The sequence below is a fragment of the Zavarzinella sp. genome, assembly GCA_041399155.1.
Lineage (GTDB): Bacteria > Planctomycetota > Planctomycetia > Gemmatales > Gemmataceae > JAWKTI01.
The window spans coordinates 204,223-227,538 of sequence record JAWKTI010000005.1; the positions used below are offsets into that span (position 1 = coordinate 204,223).

The 23,316-nt window shown below is 48.0% G+C and carries 18 protein-coding genes; 15 read left to right on the top strand and 3 right to left on the bottom strand.

From position 1 onward, the window contains the following. Positions 1–17: 17 nt before the first annotated feature. The 4 genes from R3B84_21310 to R3B84_21325 all read left to right on the top strand — a co-directional run bounded on the left by R3B84_21310 (position 18) and on the right by R3B84_21325 (position 3,739). Positions 18–1,340 (top strand): serine/threonine-protein kinase, encoded by a 1,323-nt coding sequence (locus R3B84_21310; GenBank protein MEZ6143110.1) that lies wholly within the window; start codon positions 18–20, stop codon positions 1,338–1,340. Positions 1,341–1,575: 235 nt separating this feature from the next. Further along, positions 1,576–1,968, top strand: a complete 393-nt coding sequence (locus R3B84_21315; GenBank protein ID MEZ6143111.1) for a hypothetical protein — start codon at positions 1,576–1,578, stop codon at positions 1,966–1,968. 172 nt (positions 1,969–2,140) lie between these two features. Beyond that, positions 2,141–3,400: a Gfo/Idh/MocA family oxidoreductase gene (locus R3B84_21320; protein MEZ6143112.1), complete on the top strand. Its 1,260-nt coding sequence runs from the start codon at positions 2,141–2,143 to the stop codon at positions 3,398–3,400. 18 nt (positions 3,401–3,418) lie between these two features. Further along, positions 3,419–3,739 carry a hypothetical protein gene (locus R3B84_21325; GenBank protein ID MEZ6143113.1) on the top strand — a complete coding sequence of 107 codons (321 nt, stop codon included), beginning with the start codon at positions 3,419–3,421 and terminating at the stop codon, positions 3,737–3,739. Positions 3,740–3,772: 33 nt separating this feature from the next. On the opposite strand, the gene R3B84_21330 is transcribed toward R3B84_21325, so the two are convergent. Further along, positions 3,773–5,323 (bottom strand): NYN domain-containing protein, encoded by a 1,551-nt coding sequence (locus R3B84_21330; GenBank protein ID MEZ6143114.1) that lies wholly within the window; start codon positions 5,321–5,323, stop codon positions 3,773–3,775. Positions 5,324–5,361: 38 nt separating this feature from the next. Next, positions 5,362–7,368 carry a protein kinase gene (locus tag R3B84_21335; GenBank protein ID MEZ6143115.1) on the bottom strand — a complete coding sequence of 669 codons (2,007 nt, stop codon included), beginning with the start codon at positions 7,366–7,368 and terminating at the stop codon, positions 5,362–5,364. A gap of 246 nt (positions 7,369–7,614) precedes the next feature. Between R3B84_21335 and R3B84_21340 the strand changes: the two genes are divergently transcribed. From R3B84_21340 to fhcD, 11 genes are all read left to right on the top strand, one after another. Next, positions 7,615–8,526 carry a hypothetical protein gene (locus tag R3B84_21340; protein ID MEZ6143116.1) on the top strand — a complete coding sequence of 304 codons (912 nt, stop codon included), beginning with the start codon at positions 7,615–7,617 and terminating at the stop codon, positions 8,524–8,526. Between the two features lie 134 nt (positions 8,527–8,660). Next, entirely contained in the window at positions 8,661–9,797 is a 1,137-nt protein-coding gene (locus tag R3B84_21345) for a transposase (GenBank protein ID MEZ6143117.1), read from the top strand. A gap of 34 nt (positions 9,798–9,831) precedes the next feature. After that, positions 9,832–10,104: a transposase gene (locus tag R3B84_21350; protein ID MEZ6143118.1), complete on the top strand. Its 273-nt coding sequence runs from the start codon at positions 9,832–9,834 to the stop codon at positions 10,102–10,104. A gap of 515 nt (positions 10,105–10,619) precedes the next feature. Beyond that, positions 10,620–11,549, top strand: coding sequence for a hypothetical protein (locus R3B84_21355; GenBank protein ID MEZ6143119.1), 930 nt, complete (start codon positions 10,620–10,622; stop codon positions 11,547–11,549). A 535-nt stretch (positions 11,550–12,084) separates the two neighbouring features. Beyond that, positions 12,085–13,350: a hypothetical protein gene (locus R3B84_21360; GenBank protein ID MEZ6143120.1), complete on the top strand. Its 1,266-nt coding sequence runs from the start codon at positions 12,085–12,087 to the stop codon at positions 13,348–13,350. A 10-nt stretch (positions 13,351–13,360) separates the two neighbouring features. Then, positions 13,361–15,547 carry a hypothetical protein gene (locus R3B84_21365; protein MEZ6143121.1) on the top strand — a complete coding sequence of 729 codons (2,187 nt, stop codon included), beginning with the start codon at positions 13,361–13,363 and terminating at the stop codon, positions 15,545–15,547. Between the two features lie 33 nt (positions 15,548–15,580). Next, positions 15,581–16,774, top strand: a complete 1,194-nt coding sequence (locus R3B84_21370; GenBank protein ID MEZ6143122.1) for a hypothetical protein — start codon at positions 15,581–15,583, stop codon at positions 16,772–16,774. 35 nt (positions 16,775–16,809) lie between these two features. Beyond that, positions 16,810–17,925 carry a trypsin-like peptidase domain-containing protein gene (locus R3B84_21375; protein ID MEZ6143123.1) on the top strand — a complete coding sequence of 372 codons (1,116 nt, stop codon included), beginning with the start codon at positions 16,810–16,812 and terminating at the stop codon, positions 17,923–17,925. 122 nt (positions 17,926–18,047) lie between these two features. Next, entirely contained in the window at positions 18,048–19,109 is a 1,062-nt protein-coding gene (locus R3B84_21380) for a serine hydrolase domain-containing protein (GenBank protein ID MEZ6143124.1), read from the top strand. Between the two features lie 40 nt (positions 19,110–19,149). Next, on the top strand, positions 19,150–20,700 hold the full coding sequence (locus tag R3B84_21385; protein ID MEZ6143125.1) for an arylsulfatase: 1,551 nt from the start codon (positions 19,150–19,152) through the stop codon (positions 20,698–20,700). Positions 20,701–20,734: 34 nt separating this feature from the next. Then, positions 20,735–21,634, top strand: a complete 900-nt coding sequence (fhcD, locus tag R3B84_21390; protein MEZ6143126.1) for a formylmethanofuran--tetrahydromethanopterin N-formyltransferase — start codon at positions 20,735–20,737, stop codon at positions 21,632–21,634. Positions 21,635–21,659: 25 nt separating this feature from the next. Here fhcD and R3B84_21395 read toward each other — a convergent pair whose 3' ends face one another. Beyond that, positions 21,660–23,207: a hypothetical protein gene (locus R3B84_21395; GenBank protein ID MEZ6143127.1), complete on the bottom strand. Its 1,548-nt coding sequence runs from the start codon at positions 23,205–23,207 to the stop codon at positions 21,660–21,662. Positions 23,208–23,316: the final 109 nt, after the last annotated feature.

Here is a 23,316-nt window from a genome sequence, read left to right on the forward strand (position 1 = left end):
ATCCCCCACGGTGCCTGGTGAACAAATACGATGTTTTTCTCTCTTGCCCAATGGCAAGTGTTCGCAGCCAGGCCCAGTATCAGGATGTGCGGTCTCAGGCACTTGCCATCAAGCAATGCCTGCAGGAAGAATGTGGCTTAACAGTGTACTTTGCTGGAGACAATGTTGACAGCAAAGACAGCTTCGACGAGCCCGATTTTTCATTCATTCAGGATCGTGAAGCACTCAACAATTCCCGTTACTTTCTACTTTTTTATCCATCCCGAATAGTTTCGAGTGTGCTGGTTGAAGCGGGGATGGCCATTGCCCAGGAAAAGAAAGCAGTGTATTTTGTTTTTGATCGGAAACACCTGCCATTTATGTTGCAACACGTGGATCGCGTGTGCCCCATCAAAATTTATGAAATCAAATCGATTGATCGGGTGCTGAAATTATTTCGCGACCACGGTGCCAACCTTTTCGAACCATGGCAGGACAAACCGCCTGTGGTGAAGCCGGAGCCACTGACAACATCCCACACGCAGACATTGTCCACACCCGTGGCACTGGCACCCAATGCGGTGGTTGGGCCTTATACGTTGGTGAAACTGCTTGGATCGGGCACTTATGGAACGGTTTGGTTGGCGGAAAAACGCACCGCATTTCTCACTACGCAATTTGCGTTAAAGTTTCCTAATTCACCTGAATTAAACCTGGACGCAATCCGCCACGAAGCGTTGGTGTGGTCGATGGTTTCCGGCCACCCCAATATCGTGCCAGTGATTGAAGCAGACCGATTTGGTGGTCATGTGGTGATTGTCAGTGAATACGCCGCGAATGGCTCTCTGGCAGAATGGCTGGCAACGCACCAGCAATCAAAAAGTACTGCACAACAGTTGCACACATGGGGGAAAGGGATCATTGCCGGCCTGGCCCACCTGCACGAATGTGGGTTGGTGCATCGGGATCTGAAGCCAAACAACATTCTGATCCAGGGTAACATCCCCAAGATCGCCGATTTTGGTCTGGCACGGGTGCTTGCCAGCATTGATCAATCATACAGCGTTGCAGGCACCCCCGCTTATATGGCACCAGAAGCCTGGGCGGGCCAACGTTCCGAACAGACAGATATCTGGGCAGTGGGGGTGATCTTGTTTGAAATGTTTGCTGGCGAACGGCCATTTCAGGAAAAGAGTGTGCCAAAACTGCGCCAATTGATTTGCAGCGACTATTTCCCAGCATTTCCGGACTCGATGCCAGCTGTTGTTCAACAGGTCATCCATAAATGTTTCGAACGCGATTGCCAGCACCGATATCAGAAAATGACCGAGGTACAGTCAGATTTTGCCGAGCTTTCATGAATTAATCTCATCAATTAACAATCTCTCCGTAAGTTCTTGATTTCAAACCACTTTCACAAACAGGTGCAATTTTTTTTCAAAAAAGGAAAAAACCGCCAACAAACCACTGGACAAATTGTTAAAGTATAAGTGAAAATAATTCCACTTCTGGTGGGTGTTTATATTTGCGGAGAGTTTATGATGCCATCCTGAAATGAAATAGAATCACAGAATATGTGGTGAGAATTATGGAAATATGGACAAGAAAGCAGACTCACAACTGGTTGCACTGCACCAAACGGCAATCTTCTGGACGGTCGTGGGTGCCCTGCTTGCAGGTATTCTCGTGCCACTTTTTGGCTATTATGCTGGCCTCGCTGGAAGAATCCTGATCGGTGCCTTGTCCTATTCTGTAGCAGGCATGTTCAGTATTTTTGCACTATCAGGTGGCAACAACTCCCTGTCGGGTGGAGCCTTTGTAATTCTGGTTGCCCTGCTGACCATTGGTGGCTTTATCGCTGGGATTGTGATGATCGCCGATGGCACCCCACTGGTCTGGTGGAACTGGCTTGCAGCAGAAGCAGCAACTCTGATGCTGGCGTCATTCGCCTGCTATTGGCTGTCAAAAAATTGGCTGGGTATGAAATAAGAACAGCCGGAAAATCGTCTCTTAACAGGATTTTCTTGATACTTCGGTGCGTTCAACGGTAAGTCATTCGAGAAATCCTTCCCACTATTTGTGTGACAATTGCCCAAAAGTTGTCAAAATAACGAATGTCCTGAAACCCACCTGATGAAAAACCCTTAACGGAGATCTTCTCTTGGAAACGAATCAAAATCGTCGTAACTTTCTGGCGACCAGCACACTGGCTGGTGCCGCACTGGCACTGGATCAAGGTGGTGTTTACGCCGCAGAACGCAACGAAGTGAAAGTGGGCCTGATCGGGTGTGGTGGCCGTGGCACCGGTGCTGCTGCAAACGCACTGAAAGCAGAACCTTATGCGAAACTAGTTGCGATGGGGGATGTATTCCCGGAAAAGTTGACCGGGTCGCTGGAAACCTTAAAGCGTTCCCGCGTGAAGGATCAGATTCAGGTTCCCAAGGAAATGCAGTTCATTGGGATGGATGCCTACAAGAAAGTAATTGAAGCTTCCGATGTGGTGCTGTTAACCACTACACCTCATTTCCGCCCGATGCACCTGGCAGCCGCGGTCGAAGCGGGCAAACACGTTTTTGCAGAAAAACCACTGGCAGTTGATGCCCCAGGTGTGCGAAGTGTGATTGCCACTGCCAAGAAGGCAAAAGAAAAAAATCTCGGTCTGCTGGTGGGCTTCTGCTACCGCTGGGACCTCGCCAAACGGGAAACCATCAAACGTATCCACGATGGTGCTATTGGCGATGTGCTGGCACTGCATGTGTCGTTCAACACGGGCGAACTGTGGTATCGCCCCACTCAGGCAAAGTTCAATACCATGGAATACCAGATGCTGAACTGGTATTACTTTAACTGGCTGTCCGGCGACCATATTGTCGAACAGCACTGCCACAACCACGACAAAGCCACCTGGGTGTTGAAAGGTGAAATGCCAATCGCCTGCACCGGCGTTGGTGGGCGACAGAAACGAACCGATCCCAAGTATGGCAATATTTTCGACCACCACAGTGTTGTTTATGAATACAAGAGCGGAGTGAAGGTGTTCTCGGTCTGTCGGCAGATGAACGGAACCCCGTCAAGTGTTCAGGACCATGTTTTTGGCAGCAATGGTTCCGCCCAACTGATGACGCACACCATCTTCGGGCCGAAGAAATGGAACTGGGATGGTGACGCACCTTCGATGTATGATCAGGAACACCTGGAGTTCTTTGAATCGATCCGTGCAGGCAAACCAATTAACAATGGTGAAGAAGGTGCCCGCAGCACGCTGATGTCAATCATGGGGCGGATGGCTACCTATACCGGCCAACGGATCACGTGGGACATGGCGATGAATTCGAAAGAAGATCTGTCGCCGAAGTCCTACGATTGGGCAGAACTGGAATACGCCCCACCTGCTATCCCAGGCGTTACCAAGTTCATCTAGGAAACTGTGACCAGGCGAATGATCAGCGATATTGCTCTCGGTGCCAGCTATGGCATTTTGCTGAGTATTTTCGTTTACATCTGGATTGCCTTCAGTGCAAATCAGAAGCGACATTCGCACCACGATCAATCACCCACGAAACGATCAAACATTTTCCAAGCCGCAATGTTCGCCTTGATTTTCGTTTCAAGCCTGTTCGGCACGATGTTTATCGGGTGGCTACTTTTTGGGAAGCAGAGTGTTGGAATCTCATTGCTGATTGGTTATCTGATGCCATTTATTGCACTTGGGATTTACTTGCAACGCACAAATGGCTGGGACAGATTCTTCTCTTCGTGAGCAGTATCGTTATTTTTTCTGAATCGCCGTTATTTATTGTTTTTCGAGTTCTGCAAATACTTTGTCGATCATTTCCCGGCTGCCATCGGAGAGGTCGCGGATATTCAGCACTACTTCTCTTAAGGCTTTCGGATCGCGCTGGACATCCTGATCTTTTGCCAGTGTTTCCAGCATCCACGATGCCAGTTGCTTCCAGACATCCTGTTCGTTTTCCAGTGGGATGCTGACCTGGTGCTGGTCATCAAGCACCAGGATTCCGGAGCGGATCATAATATCAAAGTGCTCGCGGATACGATCTTCCCGAATGTACCCCAGGGAAACCACATAGTTAAGGAAATCCTGCAGGCTTCTGCCGGTGGCAGCAGGGTTCTGCTGCATCTCTCGACAGTGCTTCCAGCAATTCACTGTATGGCCCATATTTGTCGGAATTCGCGAAGTCGCCATCATCTTGGCGTATCGTAAAGTCCAGTACCATTGTGGGTAATCGGCAATGGTAAATGCCCTAATACGTGCGGCTGCCTCATCGCTCAAACGAATCAGCAGGTGGGATTCCTTATCAGGGTGATAGAACTCTAGCAACATCCGATTGGCGATCATCGCCTTGATCGTATTTCGCAGTTGCTGCGGTGGGGCGTCTTTCAAATACATCCCACCATACTGGATCAATTCAGAATACGCCACTGCATCCCGCGGTGGGTTTTCAGTAATCGATTTGAAGAGCATCAGAACTTCGCGGGTATATTGCGGATTGATCTGTGCAGGTGGGGCTTCCGGGCGACTCGGTGCGGATGCAGGCACTTTTGATTTGTCGTTGTACAATCGGACGTAGCCCTTTTTGTCGTCTCCTTCAACATAAACAATCCTTTCCATTGCCTCCGCATCGGTCAGAAAATCCCGCAGTGTTTTGTAACCAATCCGGCGGTAATCAAAGGATGGGTTTAAGCGGATCATTGTGTCATTGATGCTGGAATCGCGATATTCCTGACCTGGTTTATTCAGGCTCAATAACTGCAAAGCCTCATCCATCAATTCAAACGCTTCCGATTTATCCTGAATGTTCTCCACCCGATTGTCGGTGCCACGCTGGGGCTCTTTTTCAATGTCGGAGAGGTAATCGAATTGATCGCAATAACCAATAAGAGACTGGCTGGTACTCTTCTTGTTACCAACCATATGCACCACTTTGTTGTATTCCTTCAGCTTGACCACCAGGGCAATGTAGTCGCTGTCGCTGGCCACAAAGATGAATTTGTCGATCCGCCGATTAGAAAAAACAATTTCCATCGCATCAACGGCCAGCCGAATATCGACACCGTTTTTCCCTCGGTCAACGTAGTTGTTTACCTGAACCAGGTCGATCGACATTTTCATCAATTTCTGAACGGTCTCGTGTGGGTGGGTGGTCCAGTCGGCATAGGCCCGACAGATGCACACCCGGCCTTCCAGCCGAAACTGGTTCAACCACGCACGTAAGCGGTTAGCATTGATTGATTCAAAATCGACAAAAATCGCCATATTCAGCTCTTTTACAGAGTCGAACGAAGTGTACGAGCCATTAGTGGTGCTGTCCTGAGTGCTTTCCATCGCAGTGCCTCGAAATGTTCAAACATTTTTATAAGCACTTAATCATTGAGTTGTAGACATAATTTTTCTGCAAATTCTTTGGCATGGTCTGGGTGGGAACCGGTAATAATGTTCCCATCCTGCCAGACTGGTGCGTTTTTGTACGTAACCGGTCGGTTTGGCAGATATTCGTACACATCGTTATTCTTTGCCACCATGCGGCCATCCAAAAGCCCCATGCTCAGTGGGATCTTCTGCCCCACGCACAGTGCTGCAACAATTTTTTGTTTTTTCACAAATTGCAGCGTTAACTGCTTCAAGTGATCGTAATGTTCTGCTTCGGGCAGAAACTCACTGACATTCTCTCCCACAAATACAATTGCGGAATAGCCGTCCGCCGACTTGATATCACTTAACTTCTTATCAGTAAAGATCTTACGTCCTTTACCCTGTTGATAGAGTGACCAATGGCTATCCGAATACCCGTGGGGGCTGACCACCACCCCGGGAATGCCACGTTCTTTCAAATAATCCCGCACCGGTTCGAAATCGGGGTTCCACAAATTGCTGGAAGGCAGCACAAAAAGCACCGGCTGAATATTCTTCGTGGGGAAAACAGGTTTATTTGATCCAACGCTTGCCTGATTGTCATTATTTTCTGAACCGGAACGAGTGGCAAGGTAAATCCCCAGGGCGGTAAGTAGCAATACCACCAATGGAATAGCAATCAGCCACGGTTTACGACGTAACTTCTTTTTTGGCATCGACTTGCGACTTTTCGCTGGTGCCGGTTTTTTACGCTGGGTGCTGGGCGAATCCCACTCGAAGTTGGTATTGGGCTTCGTGTCGATGCGTGTTGTCTGCACATCTGATTTCGATGACGACCCACGTTCTACGAGTTGTGTGCGGTCTTCTCGACTTTCTGGTAACGGTGGGGGCACTGATTTACTTTTTTCAGAGCGAGCAGGCAGTTTCTTCTTCAAGCCTAATGCCAAAGATGAAGAATTGCTCATCAATGGTAGCAATGCTTCTGCGATTTCTACGGGTCTCTGAAAACGCTGGGCAGGTAACTTGGCCATCATTTTGTTCAGAATTCCCAGCATTTCAGGTGGCACATCACTGCGAAAATCGCTGATCGGTGCGGGTTCACATTCCACATGCTGGAACAGTTTTTCGATAGCACTGCCTTCGGGAAAAGGCGGTTTGCCAGTCAACAGAAAATAGAGTGTGCATCCTAACGCGTAAATATCCGCACGTGCATCGACACTGCGGGAATCTTTTGCCTGCTCGGGTGCCAGGTAATCGGGCGTGCCCACAACAGTATTCTGTTGTGTTACTGGTTCCACAAGCGTGTGGTCTTCGCCAATGCGTGCCAGGCCAAAGTCCAGTATCTTTACCAGGCCGGTTCTGGTCACCATCAGATTCTGTGGTTTGATATCGCGGTGCACCATCCCCTTATCGTGGGCGTGCTGCAAACCTTTCGCCGCCTGAGCAATAAAATTCGCGGCATAGCCCACAGAAAGTGGTCCTTTCAGCTGCACCAATTGGGCTAAACTCAGTCCGGAAATGTATTCCATCACCAGAAAATTGAGATTTCCTGCCTGTTCTGCATCAAACGCAGCCACAATATTGGGATGATTCAGGCGGGCTGCCGTTCGCACCTCGCGATGAAAACGCTCAATTGCCTGCTGGTCGGCCAAATAACGCTGATTGATTACTTTGAGGGCGACCGCACGTTCCATCAGGCGGTGTTCTGCCTGAAAAACCCGCCCCATACCACCTGCTCCAATCTGCTTGATAATCCGGTACCGTGCGTGATTCGCCAGTTCTTCAGGAATATCAGTCGCACCAATCAGCGGCGTGGCCAGGGGAGTATTTTCATCCACCACCGAATCGTGGGCTTCCCGCGTACGGTCAATAAACGTGTCGTTATCTACTGATTTCAGATAATCGCAGCACTGCTCGCACGATTCGATATGTGCTTCGAGTTCCTGTTGCTCACCCGCACCTAGCTTTCCTAAAAGAAAGGCTTCCAATTGTTCGGACGTGGGGTGAACCTGCACCATGATTGATTCCGTGTTCCGTTAAGTCAACAGTATCATATGGCACAGAATGTTACCAACCTTTCGCAAAATAATCCAAAACTGGCCAAATTGATAACACCAACTTGTGCGCCAGCCCAAACAGAAAACTGCCACTTTATTCAGATTACCGCGAGCCGGAAACTGGTATTGACCAAAATTTTCAGATCGATTCGAATAGTATCGCCAGAAAAATCAGCCCACTGGCGGGCAAATTTCAGGATGATTTTCATGAAAACGAAAATGCTTGCCACCGTACTGGTGGCTTTCAGCGTGGGGTGCCTTACCACTGCAGTGCTTTTCTACCGCTCAACAGCCCCTGCACCCGAACCAGAAGTGGCAGTTGCTGCACCTCCGAAAACGGCCACAATGGCAATTACCCGCCAAGGTGGGTCAAAAACGGCACCGGCACGAAGATTTTCTGCAGATCTGCCAAATCCACCTGAAGTTGCAGTACCGAATCGCCTACCTCCGTTGAGAATTGAATTGCCAATGGTGCAGCCAAACCCCCGGCAACTGTCACCAACGATCCCAATTGTTGATCGAAGTTATCCGATTGCACCGGAACTTACAGAATATCGAAAAACTTGGGTGAAAAAGTTCGATTTCAAAGAGTATGGTCAAGTGACAGTAACAATCGCATACAAGGAAAACAACTTCAAAGCGAACATTTTTGCCGAAATTGGTGGTGGAGTGCTTGATGTGAACCTGGTCGGGGAAAACAGCGCTTCTCAACAGGGTGTGGTGTACGGCGTCATCACCAAGACCGAAATTGTTGACCTGCAATTGCCCCCACACCCGGCTCTGCTGGAATTTTCGAAGTTTAAGGACGCACTGAAGCTGGTGGAGCCTTTTTTCAACGATGTGGCGCTGGATTTGCCTTTCAGCCACCGCTCACGGTACTTTGATAACACAATGGTTATCTCAGACATGAAATGTCTGGTATATGGCCTGCCCACCAATCTGTTCGCACTGATGGGTGAAGAAGGTTTAATGATTTATGCCGCACTGCAGGCCAGCAGAGTGTTTGAAGGAACTTTTGAGCGATACGACCCCACCAAACACGCCCGCGTGCCCAAAAAAGCAGTGGAATCTGCCGAACAAGCCCAGAAATTGATGCAATTGCTGGAAAATCTGAAGTAGGAAGCTTGAAATGCGAGTCTAAGAGATTGAAAACTGGCCAACTCAACATAAACTCTTAATTAAGTTTTCGGTAACCGTTCACCGGTTCGGGAATTGGCCTTTCGCAAATTTCAGCCATTTTCTATAATCCGGTGATGGAAATCGAGTCGTTCAATTCCGAATGTCCTGGGTGCCAGCAATTGCTCAAGCAGGTTCATTTGCTGCAACAACAGCTGATGGATCAGCAACAAATAATTCAGCAACAACAAAAGACAATACTGGCGCTGGAAGCTCGCATTCGTGATCTGGAAGACAAGCTGAAACCGCCTAACAAGCAAGAACCTGCAGAAAAAGAAAAATTAGCTTCCCAAAAGCCGACTGGTCGCAAACGCGGGGCACAACATGGTCACAAGGCAAATCTGCGAAAAACCTTGCCTCCTGAAAGTGTGGACTCCTTTATCAAGTTCGTGCCAGAAACCTGTTCTCGCTGCCACAAATCACTTGTTGGCTGTCCGAATCTACCTGAACCCAGGATTCATCAGCAAGTTGAACTGCCACAGCAGCCTTTAATCGTAACACAATATGAAGGTCATTCCCGGAAATGTGCTGATTGTGGACACACAACGGCGATGACCATTCCTGCCGAGTACCGCAACCATTGCACCGGTCCTCGATTGACAGCTGCTCTGCTATGTATGGTGGGTCAGGATGGATTGAGTAAACGGTCAATCGAACGAACTTGCAAAACGATTTTTGGCATAGACATATCCTTGGGAACCATCAGCAATCTGGAAGCCGAGGCAATTCCGGCATTGGACGCACCTTATGAGGAAGCTCGTGAGAAAGTTAAAAACGCTGATGTAAAGGGGTTTGATGAAACGGGCTGGAAAGAGGCGGGCCACAAACGCTGGTTATGGACAGCGATTGCGGCAAAGATTCATATCGTAGTATTTCTCATTCATGCACGTCGCAATATTGATGCATTGAAAGCGTTTATGGGTGAAGCACTCCCTGGATTTGTCAGTACGGATCGCTGGAAGGTATATGTGAAGAACCTTCCTGAAGATAGCCATCAATTATGTTGGGCACATTTGAAACGCAACTGGGAGGCATTGTCCAAACGAAGTAAGCGAGCGACAAAACTCGTGGATCACTGGCTTGAATTACACAAGGAAATATTTGAGCTATGGCATATTTTTACGAGAGATCATCAGATAACTCGCCAAACATTGCAACAGCGGATGAAACCGTTGCAGGAACGCGCGCACACTGCTGAAACAGGGGCAGGGTAGCAAAGACAAAAAACTTGCGCGGTTTTGCGAGCGGGTGGCCAAAGTAGAGATGCGTTTATGGCTGTTTGTCGACCATGAGCACGTTCCGCCAACGAATAATGATGCGGAGCGTGTACAACGTCGAGCGGTGTTGTGGCGTCGACGCAGCTTTGGTTCTCAAAGTGCTCGTGGCTGTCGGTTCGCAGAGCGAATCCTGACGGTATGTGAAACATTGAAACTACAGGGGAGAAACGTATTAGATTATCTGGAAGAAGCGATCAACGCACACCGGAAAGGCAAACCTGCACCGAAACTTGCAACAACATAAGTGAACGGTTACGAACTTTTTTGCGGAGTGGGAAGCATCCAACGGCACCAACCTAACAAAGATGAATGTCATTTTTCAAGGCAAGTCCGGGAAAGATATTACCATACAGTCGTGGCACACCGGAGGTGGGCACGATTTTCTGTTTGTTTCCATTGGAGAAAGCGGTCAAAAACAAGTTTCCCCAGTAGTTCATACGGGTGCTGCCGCTAAATACAGACTCGAACGTGATGGAGATGTATTTAGCCTGTCAGTCAACGGATCAATTCTTCACACGGTACGAGTTGCGAAAATGAATGATTTCAGCAGCATTCGTTTCGAATTACCGTGCTCCCCAGGGACAAAAATTTACAGTTTGAAAGCCGCGCCGAATTAAGTGCAGCCAAGAGTAACGTGCTTCAAGATTATCGCTACAGTTAAGGCTTTCATTTGTTAAGAAACAGATGCCTGGATACAATTGATTGAAAAATGTTCAGTTATGATGCTGTTCTAATACTAACTACTACTTTTAGGATTCTATGCGGTACATCATTGCATTGATTATCGCTGTTTCTTTGGACTCAGCTCGTGCCGCCGAACAGGATTTGGGGCCCTACTATCCCAAAGATTCATTTGCGATGTTGAGTGTCGATTTAAACAAAATGGTCATGTCGCCCTTCGGTAAAAAAGTGTTCGGTACGGACGACAAGTTCACTTCGGCGGTAAAACTCATAACCCTGTATCAGCCATCCAACGACCTTGAACAGCCTATGCTTTCCGCAAAAATGAAGAAAGTGGTTGGAACAGTGGTGAACAAACTCGAACGAGTGACAACTGTTGTGTCGCATGTGGAGCCGAAAGAAAAGTTGTTCGATTTCCGCATCGTCACGTTCGTCGAAGGGTCCGTTACTGAAAACGAATATGCCAACGCCTTTGAAGTTCTCGCAAATGAATCTAACGTGAAACTTGATTCTGAGAATCGTATCGGCCGAAAGTGGTTCGATCTGTCTGCAATTACAAGAGTGGATGGGCTGATGGGTGTGTTGGCTAAGAAAGGGTTGTTCCTGATCTTCCAACGTGTAGACGCGGAGAATATCCTTGAGATAATTTCCGGCAAAACGATGCCAGCCATGAACAAGAAACTGATCACAGCGGTCGCGAGCGTGAAGCCGGACGAAACATCAGTTTATCTGGTCGTCGCCGGCAATATTATTGACACCGCTCAAGTCACGCTCTCTTTCAAAGGAGATGCCGAATTGAGTGGGAAGTACGAAGGCGATCTCGCAGAGACGATCGAACAAGGTTTCCTAGAGCAAGTCGAATCCTTGACGGTCGGTACGTCCCGAAGCGCTCGCCTTTGGGCCGCAGCAAAATTAACCGTTGCACGCAAGGACAAAACTGTGACTTTAAATGGCAAGTTCTCTGCCAAATTGCTCGCAGAAGAATACGGCAAAATCAAAGTCAAGTAACAGTCACTCAACGATCCTCGTACAAATCACAGGAATTGTTAATGAGTAGCAAAGCTGGAAAGAACTCAATAAAAATTATGCAACATTACAATATTGCACTTCAGAAATATTGAATCGTGAAAATTTCTTCATTCAGGCCATAAAAAATACAATTAGACAATCGCTTGATCGTTATTTTCCCATTTTCAGTCAGTTTTGAGAAATTTCTTAACTCCTTGTTTCAAAAGAAGATACGGCGGCAATTTGTGCATGTTTTGCCAACAAACTGCTATTCAATTGGTATTAATTCAAGTGCACATGGATATATTAATAGTGTTCATCCGAGCATTTATGCTAAATGAACGTGAACACGTTATTGAGAGAACAGCAGATGATATCTCCAGAAAATCCTGACCGAAAGCAGTATTTTGGTACAATCGACGCACCAACAGATAAAAGGTGTCCTAATTGCGATGTGTCCTCATTTTATTTGTGTGTTGAACATCACAAGGATTACAAGTAACCTGACTGTAACACATTCCTGAGGTCTCGCTGTATGGCACTTTTGCCAAGAGTTACATGCCCCCACTGCTGGGCGGTATTCGAAACGCACAAGACACTGTGGATTGCAGAGCATCCCACGTTGGTGGGCGATCCCAAGCTGGGGCCGGATGTGGAAAAACGCTTTATCCCCACGCGTTTCCGCCACGATGCCCTGGCGCTGGACGAAAAAGACCAGCCATGCCACCGTATTGCCTGCCCGGCGTGCCACCTGGAACTGCCACGTGCGGCGACCGAACTGGAATCGTGGATCGTTTCCATTATTGGTGCCCCCGCAGCCGGAAAGTCATTCTTCCTGGGTGGGCTGATTCACATGATGCGACGTGTACTGCCCAACCGCTTTCAGGTGTCGTTTACCGATGGTGATACCAGCCTGAATCGCCTGGTGAATTCTTACGAACAGGCAATGTTTGCCAACAAACGGTTCGATCAACTGATTCCATTAGGGGAACTGATCCCCAAAACCCAGGAACAGGGCGATCTTTACAACACAGTTTACAGTGGGAATGATTCAGTAATTTTTCCCAAGCCGTTTACCTTTATCATGCGGCCGGAACCTTCCCACCCCCACGTTACTGATGTGGGGTCTTCCGCACGGCTGCTATGCCTGTACGATAACGCGGGTGAATCTTACCTCCCAGCAAAAGACACCTTTGTCCGACCAGTGACACGCCACCTGGCAAAAGCCAGCCTGCTGCTGTTTCTGTTTGATCCCACGCAGGATCACGATTTTCGTGTGAATTACGTGGAACGCCACGGAAAACTGCCATTTGATTCCCGCATTGAGGTGCGTCCACAGCAAACAATTCTGACGGAAGCTGCCAACCGCGTACGGCAGTTCAACAACATTCCATCGGATCAGAAGCACGATCAGCCACTGTTTGTGGTGGTCACTAAGCAGGATGTGTGGGGGCATCTGGTGCTTGGCAAACTGCAATCGCAACAGTTGCTGCTCAACGGCCCCACAGGAATTGCGTGTGTCAATCTGGATTATATCTCCCAGACATCGGACTTAATTAAAAGCATGTTGAAGGATTTATGCCCCGCAGTGGTGAACGCTGCAGAGGCATTTTCCAGCACCGTCATTTACGTCGGTGCCAGTGCCCTTGGCAGCAAACCCGAAACCAATGAAGACGGTCAATGGGCCATTCGACCCAACGATATTAAGCCTACAGGTTTGGAAGCACCACTGCTGTATGGTTTGAACCAGCATATGCGTGGGCTGTTTCCATCTGGCAGATTGAAAACCACTCCCATGTGAAGAGGATGTCATGTCGCACGAACTCATCAATACTTCGGCAGGCCAGGGGCTCCACAACGATGGTGGAGGATACACCACAGTCGCAGAATCCCAGGGCATTCCCAAATCGCTGGTCACAAAACTGGAAATGATGTGTGGCTATCGTCATCGAGTGAAATCGAAGGTGCCCAACCACGATGAAAACCCGATTGCATTCTCCCATACCATTCTCAGTGCAGGTGGCTCTCGTTTTCATGTGGTGTCCCGCGTCGCCGACCATGGGTTTGATCGTTCAAATCGAACGAACTATCTCGCCCACCATGTGGCATTACAGGCAAACGAACTTCCTGAAGCAGGCCCCGCCTGGCTCTGCCTTCAGCGACGATTTTTTACTTCCAGTTGGGATTATGATGATGCACCAAAACGGCTTTCTACCCACCGAGATATTCCCGATGGCAGTGCAGAAGCGAAACGATGCAAACTGTGGGAAAAAGTAACGGGCGATGCAGGCTGGGGTGGTGTCGTTGCGGAAGCATTTGCCAGCCAGCAACCTATCTATGTGGTGTACGAGCCAGGCCAGCCTGTGCTGGAATTACTGGCAGAAGCAATCGCTTTGATGCCAGCATCGCAACGCTGGAAAGCCACCTTCAACACGTACTTCACTGAATCGTGGAATGAGCAGTGCACCGTTCGGTGCGTCACGTCCGATTCCATCGAAGCCACTGCGGCACTTTCTGCGAAACGCAGCACGGTGGTTCGCCTGGATCAGCCGATGCGTCAGGAACCAGGTGGCAGCATGGTCCAGGCAGCACGAACAGGAGATGTTGCTCGGGAAGTGGTGGTGGTTGAAGATGACATTGTGGCACCAGATGAGGAAATTACCCCACGTCGACGTCGCAGTGCTGTAGAGGACGACGAGCCCAAAACAGGTGGCAGCGTCCGTCGACAATTGCGAGAACGGGAAGAACGCGATTCTGGGCGTAGTCGACCAGAACGCACCCCACGTCGCAGTGTACAGGTTGATTCGGATGCTGGTGAAGATTCTGTCGATGAATTGACCAGGCAAGTGGAAACCGGCACCAGTGGAGGAATTTCAATGAAGCAGCTATTGATTGGAATGATACTGGGAGTACTGTTGACTGCCGTTGTCTTCGTGCTGATTGAAGTGGCTGCTGGGAAATCGATGCTGCGCATGATGGGCGTTGTTGGTAAAGATGAAAAACAACTTCAGACAGCGAAAGCAGATCTGGAAAAAGAGTTGGAAGAGAAGCAAGCAGCCTGGTTGCAGGATGAAAAAGTATTACGCGATCAATTGAAATCAGAAAATAGAAATCTCAGCACCATTGAAAGTGCAATTGCCACGTTGAAAGGCGACCATCAGAAAGAAAAAGAACAGTGGGAAAAAGATCGGAAGAAATTGCAAGGTGACATCAAGGATAAGCAAACGATGCTGGAAAATGCCCAGGGACAGATTGAAGTACTGCAGAAACAAGTAACTGATAAATCCAGCAGTCCTCCTCCAGTACTGATTGCACGCACAATTTCACTGGCACGTGCAGGAAAGAGCCAGGCACCAGTGCTGCCAGCAGGCACCAAAGCAACGCTGACACTGACCCACCCACCTGGGGTGACTGTCACGAAAAATGAAAACGAGTTCTCAATCAGCATTAATGAAAGCGAAATCGCAGCAGCAAAATTGCGTTATGAAGCAGAAACTGGCAGCATCTTATTTGACAATGAATGGAAACAACCACAACTTTTATTGCTGGGCGAAATGGTTGCCACCCTGGAGTATGAGCAATCAGGTAAGAAACGAAAATCGTATTTTCAGTTGGCATCTCCTGCGTATATCGATGGTACTTGTTTGAAAGCTAATGAGCCAGGTGCTTATATTTGTAAAATTGGTTCCGCTTTAAAACTGAATCCCAAGGATAATTTTCCAAAACAACTTGCCTTCGCAGGACAAGGTGTCCTCATTATTGATGATCAAACATTTATTCTGAAACCAGACAAAGATCAGCCCGCTGCAGGTAGTTTGATTCTGGCAGCCGAAGGTGGGAATGAAATTGAAATGACAATTGTTGGCCAGAATATCCTTGTTACTTTGAAAGATAAATCGAAGAAGATTTCTAAAATGCGTATCGCCTGGGCAGAAGTCGTGGGTAGCAAACGGCCCACGGAATTATCCCACCCGCCTGCAGTGTTTGTCGTGCAGTAAGTTCTAAACGCTCACCCAACAGTGGTATTGAAGATGAATGAGTTTGTACTTTTCGATCACCAGGACTTGCGACAGGCCATCCATACCCTGGCGGACTTTGTGGCCAACGATCGAGCTCGCGTGGATAAATCAATCGTAAATGCACTCGCAATTTATGCCAGTGCAGCCCACCAGGTGAATGATCGGCTGCGGGAATGCTGCCGACTGATCAAAATTGGTCAGCGATCTGAAGCATTGCGGCAAGTGGCAATGGAGCCAGATGCGCTAAAGATGTTCAACGATCTGCGTTTCCGCAAATCAGAATGGCTGCAGGAAATCTGTGAAGAAGAACGCTTGAAAGTGCCACCAAAGCTGGACATGGAATCTGCTAAGATATTAGAGAAAGCGTTCAATACAGAGTTGGACAATAAGGACCTTCTGGAACAACACCGCATGTTGGCTTTAGAGCGAGCCCCGCTGGCACGTCGTTTGGAAGTGCTGCGGATGATTCGCAAAACAGAAGCACGCGAATGGTTCTGGCAGGATGATGTGATCAGTTATGAAAAGCAATACTGCAACGAACTGCAGCAGTTATTGAATAAGCCTGGGGTCTTGAACGACTGGGATACCATCAATCGGTTGTTTCGTGAAATTACTGCAACGAAGTGGGAAGAACCATTCCCACTGGAAATATCAGAGCAGATTAAATCAGCCCGGAAAAGGATGCAGCACCGCGATGCAGAACAGGAACTGCAACCGTACGACAATAAGTTACTGGATGTGATGAGTAACTTTATTGCAGATGTGGAAGATCTGGAGCGAGTAAAAGTATACGAAGAGGCGGCTGAGATTGCTGCGTTAATCCCGGAACCGATGCCACTGATTGCACAGCTAATTGCTAAATCGGCTCCCATCGCCAAGAAATATGAATTGAAGGAAGGCGATGAATTGCTGCGGAATTTTGAAAATGCCAGCGACTGGATTGTGCGTGCCAAGAAAGTACTGAAACACTGGAAAGAGTTTGACCGCCAGGTAGAGCAGTTGCAGGAAGCCATGGATGGCGGCATGGAATGGTATTACGTGCAGGAGCTTTACCGTGTGGTAATCCAGTTTGGCTGGGATTTGCCCAAGAAACTGCTTTACAGTATTCAGCGCCGGGCAAAACGTCGTAAGTTGGTGCTTTTGGGCAGTATTGGCCTGGGCGTTGCAGCCATCGCTGGGGCAATTGTGTATTTTGTGGTGTTGTAATACAGTTCTGTGAGAAAGCGTTACGAGAGATTCCTATGTCGAACTGGTATATCCGCATCCGTGGCAAAACAATGGGCCCATTTCCCACGGCAGAAGTGCAGCAGATGCTGGCAACTGGCCAGGTGCAGAAGTACCACGAAATTTCTGAAGATAAAGTATCGTGGCAATCGATTGAATTTGTTGATGAGTTTGTTGAAGAAGAAGCGGCACCCGTTCGACGGAGAAAGTTGCTGCGAAATGACGATAATTATGAAAGCTCTCCCGCCCCACGTGGAAGTGCGAAACCAAAGAAAGGCAGCAGTAAGCTGGGCTTCCGCATCCTTGTAGGATCGGTGCTGACGTTGATTCTGGCTGGTGCCACAACGGCTGTGATTCTGATTGCTCGCAACAAGGATGATAAAGTTGCCGATCGTAAGAATGCTGACACCAACTCTCCTAACGATATTAACTCTGAAACTGTCTATGAGAATGCCGTCAAATCTTGTGTGTTTATTCAGACCCCATCGAAAACAAAGGTCGAAAATGGCAAGCAATACAACACATGGTTTATTGGTAGTGGTTCTCTAATTGATTATAAGAAGAAGTTAGTAATAACAAATTATCATGTTGTACAAGAAAATTCACATGTTTTTGTCAGTTTTCCCAAGTATACCAGCGACAACAAAATCATTACTGACAAAATGCAATACGACAGTAAATTTATGTATCAGCAGGGCATTAAAGCACATGTTTTACACAGAGACAAGAGAAGAGATCTGGCACTGATCGAACTTGAGAGAGTTCCTGAAAACGCGGGTGCACTGCGTCTCCATCCATTTGACAAGCCTGTGCAACAAGGAAAAACTGTCTACACATTAGGCAATGGCGATGCAGTTGGGCAAATGTTTAACATCAGTCAAGGCATCATTCGATCAGTTGGCGATGAAGAACATGACTTCGGCGACCAAGTTGTCAGCTGTAGCATTATCACTGCGACAAATCCCATCAATCAAGGTGATTCTGGGGGCCCTCTGATTGATTCTAAAGGTGTTCTTGTTGGTGTTACTCAAGGAAAGTCAAGTAAAGTCGGAACGAGCTCTGTCCATTGGTTCATAGATTCCAAAGAGGTGCATGCTTTTCTTAGATTGCACGGGATTATACTAAGCGAATAGCCATAAACACCATTTTACAAATTGCACTCATCCGCCCTGTTGCTTCGTGCGATTATGCGGAAATTCAAAGAATAGACCATGAACAATTGGGCAATCTTCTCGCATTCAAAAAGGAGTAATCAATGAAACCTTATTTTCTCGTGATGCTTTCGCTGTACTTTAACCTTCCCGAGGTGATTTGCGGGCAGGAAGTGCCACAAACAGGACCCAAGGTTGCTGGCTACGAAAAAGTTAATGAAGAAATTCTGAACAATATGAAATTGTTGAACGCCAGCGCAGCCACTGTGGCACTTTCACGTGAAGGGAAACTTTATTTTTCGCGTGGGTATGGCTGGAGCGATGCCGACAAGAAAATTCCCACCCAGCCTGACACGTTCATGCGAATCGCCAGTGTCAGCAAGCCAATTACCGCTGCTACTGTGAAGCATGCGATTGAACAGAAGAAATTTCAATTGTCTGATAAAGCGTTTTCGTTGCTGGATATTACCCCGCCTGGGGGCAAAATTACTGATGAACGGATTCATGATATCACAATAGAGCACTTACTGACCCACAAAGGTGGTTGGGATCGTTCGACAGCGTTCGATCCCATGTTTCGCATGCCGACAATTCAGAAAGAACTTATGTTAAGTGGTGCGGTTACCCCACGCAATGTGGTCGAATACATGTTAACCCAAAAGCTGCAGTTTGCGCCTGGTGAAAAGACTGCCTATTCCAATTTTGGGTACTGTGTGCTGGGGCGTGTGCTGGAACAACAGTTCAAGAAACCCTATATCGCATGTGTGCAGGAATTGGTTCTGAAGCCGCACAAAATAGATGGCATTCGCCTGGGCCAGGGAAGCAGTTCCAAACGAGATCCCAAAGAAGTGTGGTACCCCGTATCAGATACGCTGTTTTCACTGGATGTGATGGATGCCCACGGTGGGCTGATTGCATCTGCCCCAGCATTATGCCAGTTTCTGGACAAATACTGGATCAGTGGCGATATTCGCAAGCCTGGGCAGAAAGCAGGCTATACCTTTTTCGGTAGTCTGCCGGGAACCACAGCGATGGTGTTGCAACGCACCGATGGCTGGAATGTTGCAGTGCTGTTGAATGGTCGCCGGAATTCCAACATCGAAAAAGACACATTGAATCTGAGAAAAACTGTTTCTCAGGCAATTGATGCCATTCCGATTCCATAACGTAAGCAGAAGAAATCACCAATATTATTTGGATGAAACCATGAAAATACTCCTCTCCTCGATCGTCCTGATTCTTGGATCAACAGCCCTGCGTGCGGCAGACAAGCCAAACATTATTTTCATCCTGTGCGATGATCTTGGCTATGGCGATGTCAAATGCTACAACCCGGAAGGAAAGATACCCACACCAAATATGGACCGTTTGGCAAAAGAAGGGATGCGGTTTACCGATGCCCACTCCCCCAGTGCGGTCTGTTCCCCTACGCGATATGGCATCATGACTGGCCGATATGCCTGGCGCAGTAAATTGCAGCGTGGGGTGCTGGGCGGATTGAGCCCACGCCTAATAGAAAAAGATCGCCAGACAGTTGCCGGTTTCTTAAAGAACCATGGGTATCACACCGCCTGTATCGGTAAGTGGCACCTGGGCATGGATTGGGTTGTCAAACCTGGAAAAAGTGTCAATCCACTATCAATTGAAAGCCGCGAGCAAGTTTTTAACGTCGATTACGATCAGCCAATCAGCAATGGACCGAATGCTGTCGGATTCGACTATTATTTTGGGATTTCCGCTTCGCTGGATATGGTGCCATACACATTCATCGAAAATAACAAGGTGGTCAAATCACCCACGGAAGATCGAGATTTCGCGATGATGTTCGGCAAAGCACAGGGAAGGTGCCGCAAAGGCCCCACTGCACCTGGCTTTGAGGTAGAAGATGTACTTCCAACGTTGACTTCCAAGGCAATCACTTATGTACAGGATCGCGCGAAAGAGAAAAAGCCCTTCTTTCTCTATCTGCCTTATGCATCTCCGCACACACCGATTGCCCCCACAAAAGAGTGGCAGGGGAAAAGCAAATTAAACCCCTATGCCGACTTTGTAATGCAGACCGATGATTGTATTGGCCAGCTTCTGAAGCAACTGGATGAATCGGGAATTGCGAAGAACACACTGGTGATCTGCACCAGCGACAATGGCTGCTCCCCACAGGCAGATTTTGCAGCACTGGAGGCGAAAGGTCACCACCCCAGCGGGCCACTGCGTGGGCACAAAGCAGATATTTTCGAAGGTGGGCACCGTGTCCCGTTTCTGGTTCGGTGGCCGGAGAAGTTGAAGGCTGGCACCACTTCAAGTGAACTGGTCAATCTGGTTGACCTCTTTGCCACATGCGCAGAAATAATCGATCAACCACTCCCAGCAACGGCCGCAGTGGATAGTGTCTCACTGCTACCAGCATTGGGAATAACTTCCGATGGCAAACCACGCACCACCACGATTGTGCACAGCATCAATGGTTCATTTGCGATCCGAGATGGCAAGTGGAAGTTGGCATTATGCCCCGATTCAGGTGGTTGGAGTGCTCCACGGCCTGGGAAAAAAGCGACCATTCTGCCAGATATGCAGCTTTTCGATCTCTCCCGAGATCTGGCAGAACGTACAAACCTGGTCGAAGAGCATACGGAACGTGTCGCTGAAATGGCTGCACTGTTGGAAATGCAAGTCATCAAAGGACGATCAACACCAGGGAAACCCACAACAAACACTGTGCCAGTAGATATCTTCAAGTTCAGTCCCAAAAAGAAATAGTTTCAATACTGGTACATGAGAATACCGGAAGCCGATGAAAATCAATCACGTAGAGATTGTGGATACTTTTGCCGAAGCGTTCCCCATGGTGGGGTGTCGGCTGATTGTAACAGCAGTGGATACTCATTGGGTGAATGTCGCTGCCCAGGTGGTCACGGGCTATGCAACCAGTGTCATCGGGTGCGACAGTGAAGCTGGGATCGAATCCCTGTTGCCCGCCACCGAGACCCCCGATGGCCGACCGGGGGTGGCACTATTATTCTTTGCCTTCAGCAGGGAAAAACTGGAACAGGCAGTTGTTAATCGGGTGGGACAGTGTATTCTCACCTGCCCCACCACTGCCTGTTATGATGGCCTGCCCAAAGGCGAAAAGCAGATACGTGTCGGTGGTAACCTGCGGTATTTTGGTGATGGTTTTCAGCAGAGTAAGTTTTTTGATGATCGGCGGTACTGGCGAATCCCCACGATGGATGGGGAATTTGTAGTGGAAGACTTCTTCACCACCCAACGTGGCGTGGCAGGTGGCAATTTTCTGATTCTTGGTGAATCTCAGTCGGCTGCCCTCTCAGCCGCCCAGTCTGCCGTGACAGCGATCCAGCAGATCGAGGGTGTCATCACGCCATTCCCAGGAGGCATCGTTCGCAGTGGCAGTAAAGTGGGCAGCAAATATCCCCGTCTCAAGGCAAGTGTGAACGAAGAATATTGCCCGATATTAAGGACGCCCGGAAAAACTGCTCTCCCACCGAATGTGCATGCGGTGTATGAAATTGTGTTGGATGCCATCGATCAGCAATGTATGGAACAGGCAATGCAAGCGGGGATTCATGCCGCCTGTCAACCAGGTATTGTGCAAATCTCCGCCGGAAATTATGGGGGTAACTTAGGCCCCATCCACCTGAAATTGTGGGACATACTTTCAAGAACTGATATTTGATGAAACGAATCGATAGGATGTACACTTATTCAAAGCGTGGTGCCTGCCATGGAAGCCTGATCAAGGTCGAACGAAAAGTCTTCATTTCGGTATTGAGCACATTCTGATTCGGCTCCTCTAATTCCAGTTCCAGCATCCGCCGAAACTCTTCATTGACACCCAGGGAACAAAGAATGTAGCCTTCTCGCCACCGTTCGTAATGGAGTTGCTTGCCATTATATCCATCTACAAGCATCGCTGCAGGCAATTTCAATGCTTCTAGTTTGTCGGGGTAATTCCCTGCTCGTGCACGATATTCAGCCAGTGAAAAAGCGATTTCAATATTGCCTGACTGCATCCTACAGCGATGACATGCGTTATCAACTTTTTCACAAGCAGGCAACATTAAATTGAGTAAAATATCAGAAATGATTTCAGCTCGTTTCTTTTTTCCAAAAAAGAATGACTCAACTGAATCATATTGTCTGAAAGTCAACTCAAGACTGATGTCAGCAAGTATCTTCTGTCGAGATGCGTAGTTGGTTATCTGCATTGCATCAATGATTCTGTCATACGTTGTATTGATTCGGCGAAGCATTACATCAAAATCAATAGATCGACTAAGTATACGGTGAAACATTGTGAGAACATGAGATCGCCACATTGCACTATTAAATTCACCAGTCAGATAGAAATCCTGCACTGAATCGAGTGCGGCCATTCTCTCAAAGCGATCTACAGGCACAGCTAGTGAAACTGCAACGGGTAGTTGTTTGAACAGTTGCAGTTTCGCGCGGATTTCATCACTATTCCAGGTTGTGTATGTCAAGAGGATTTGATAACTTTCAAATGCAATGTGTTCAATAGCGATGCCCACTAATTGTTCGATAAGACAACTGGGATTGCTTTGAAGCAACCTGCCAAGCCGATGAATAGAATATATATCTTTCCAGGCATCTTCAAATCGCGATTCAAAGATTGCATTCATTGCTCGAACTTTCAATATAAATGCAACACTACGTAATCGCTGTGTGAATGGCAGTAAAGTGCTAAACAGCAATGATCGCTTTCCAGGTACTTTCCTGGCCACCAAAGGACCAAAGTATCGCGGGCGACGGATCCCTTCTTCGACAATTCGAAGTGGTGCCTGATTTGCTTTCAGATACTCTGCAACTTCGGGATAAACTTCTGCAGCCCACGGTTGCCCACATTCGTCGGGCAAACTGTTCAGATTTTGATTTGGATTTTCCAGATTGGGCATACTGAATTGTGCCAGAATGTTACCATTCTCTTTTGGCTCTTCAATTTCCAGCCATGAATAGTATTCTGGTGGCATCTTCGTGCCTTCTGGCTTTGGTCCAATCGCCTGCACCAGCAACACCATCGCATTTTCTTCTGGTTTGATATCGCCCTTCACCATTTCATTCAATGGTGTTTCGTAGTCCAGAAATCCCTGGTCATCAACCGGCGTGGTGATGCGGGTGGTCTCATAGCTGATAGTGCGGGTGAATTGTGCTGGCCAGAACATCCATACCAGGAAACCGATCACCAGAATTCCCAGTATCCGCCATTTGTAACGATAGATTTTCTTCATCTCAGGCAATTTTGTGATATTTTTGTATTGTGCACATCATAGCAGCAATGAATTGGTGTTGTGCAGGAAAATGAATATGAATTTGACCATTGGCCAACAATTTATTCAG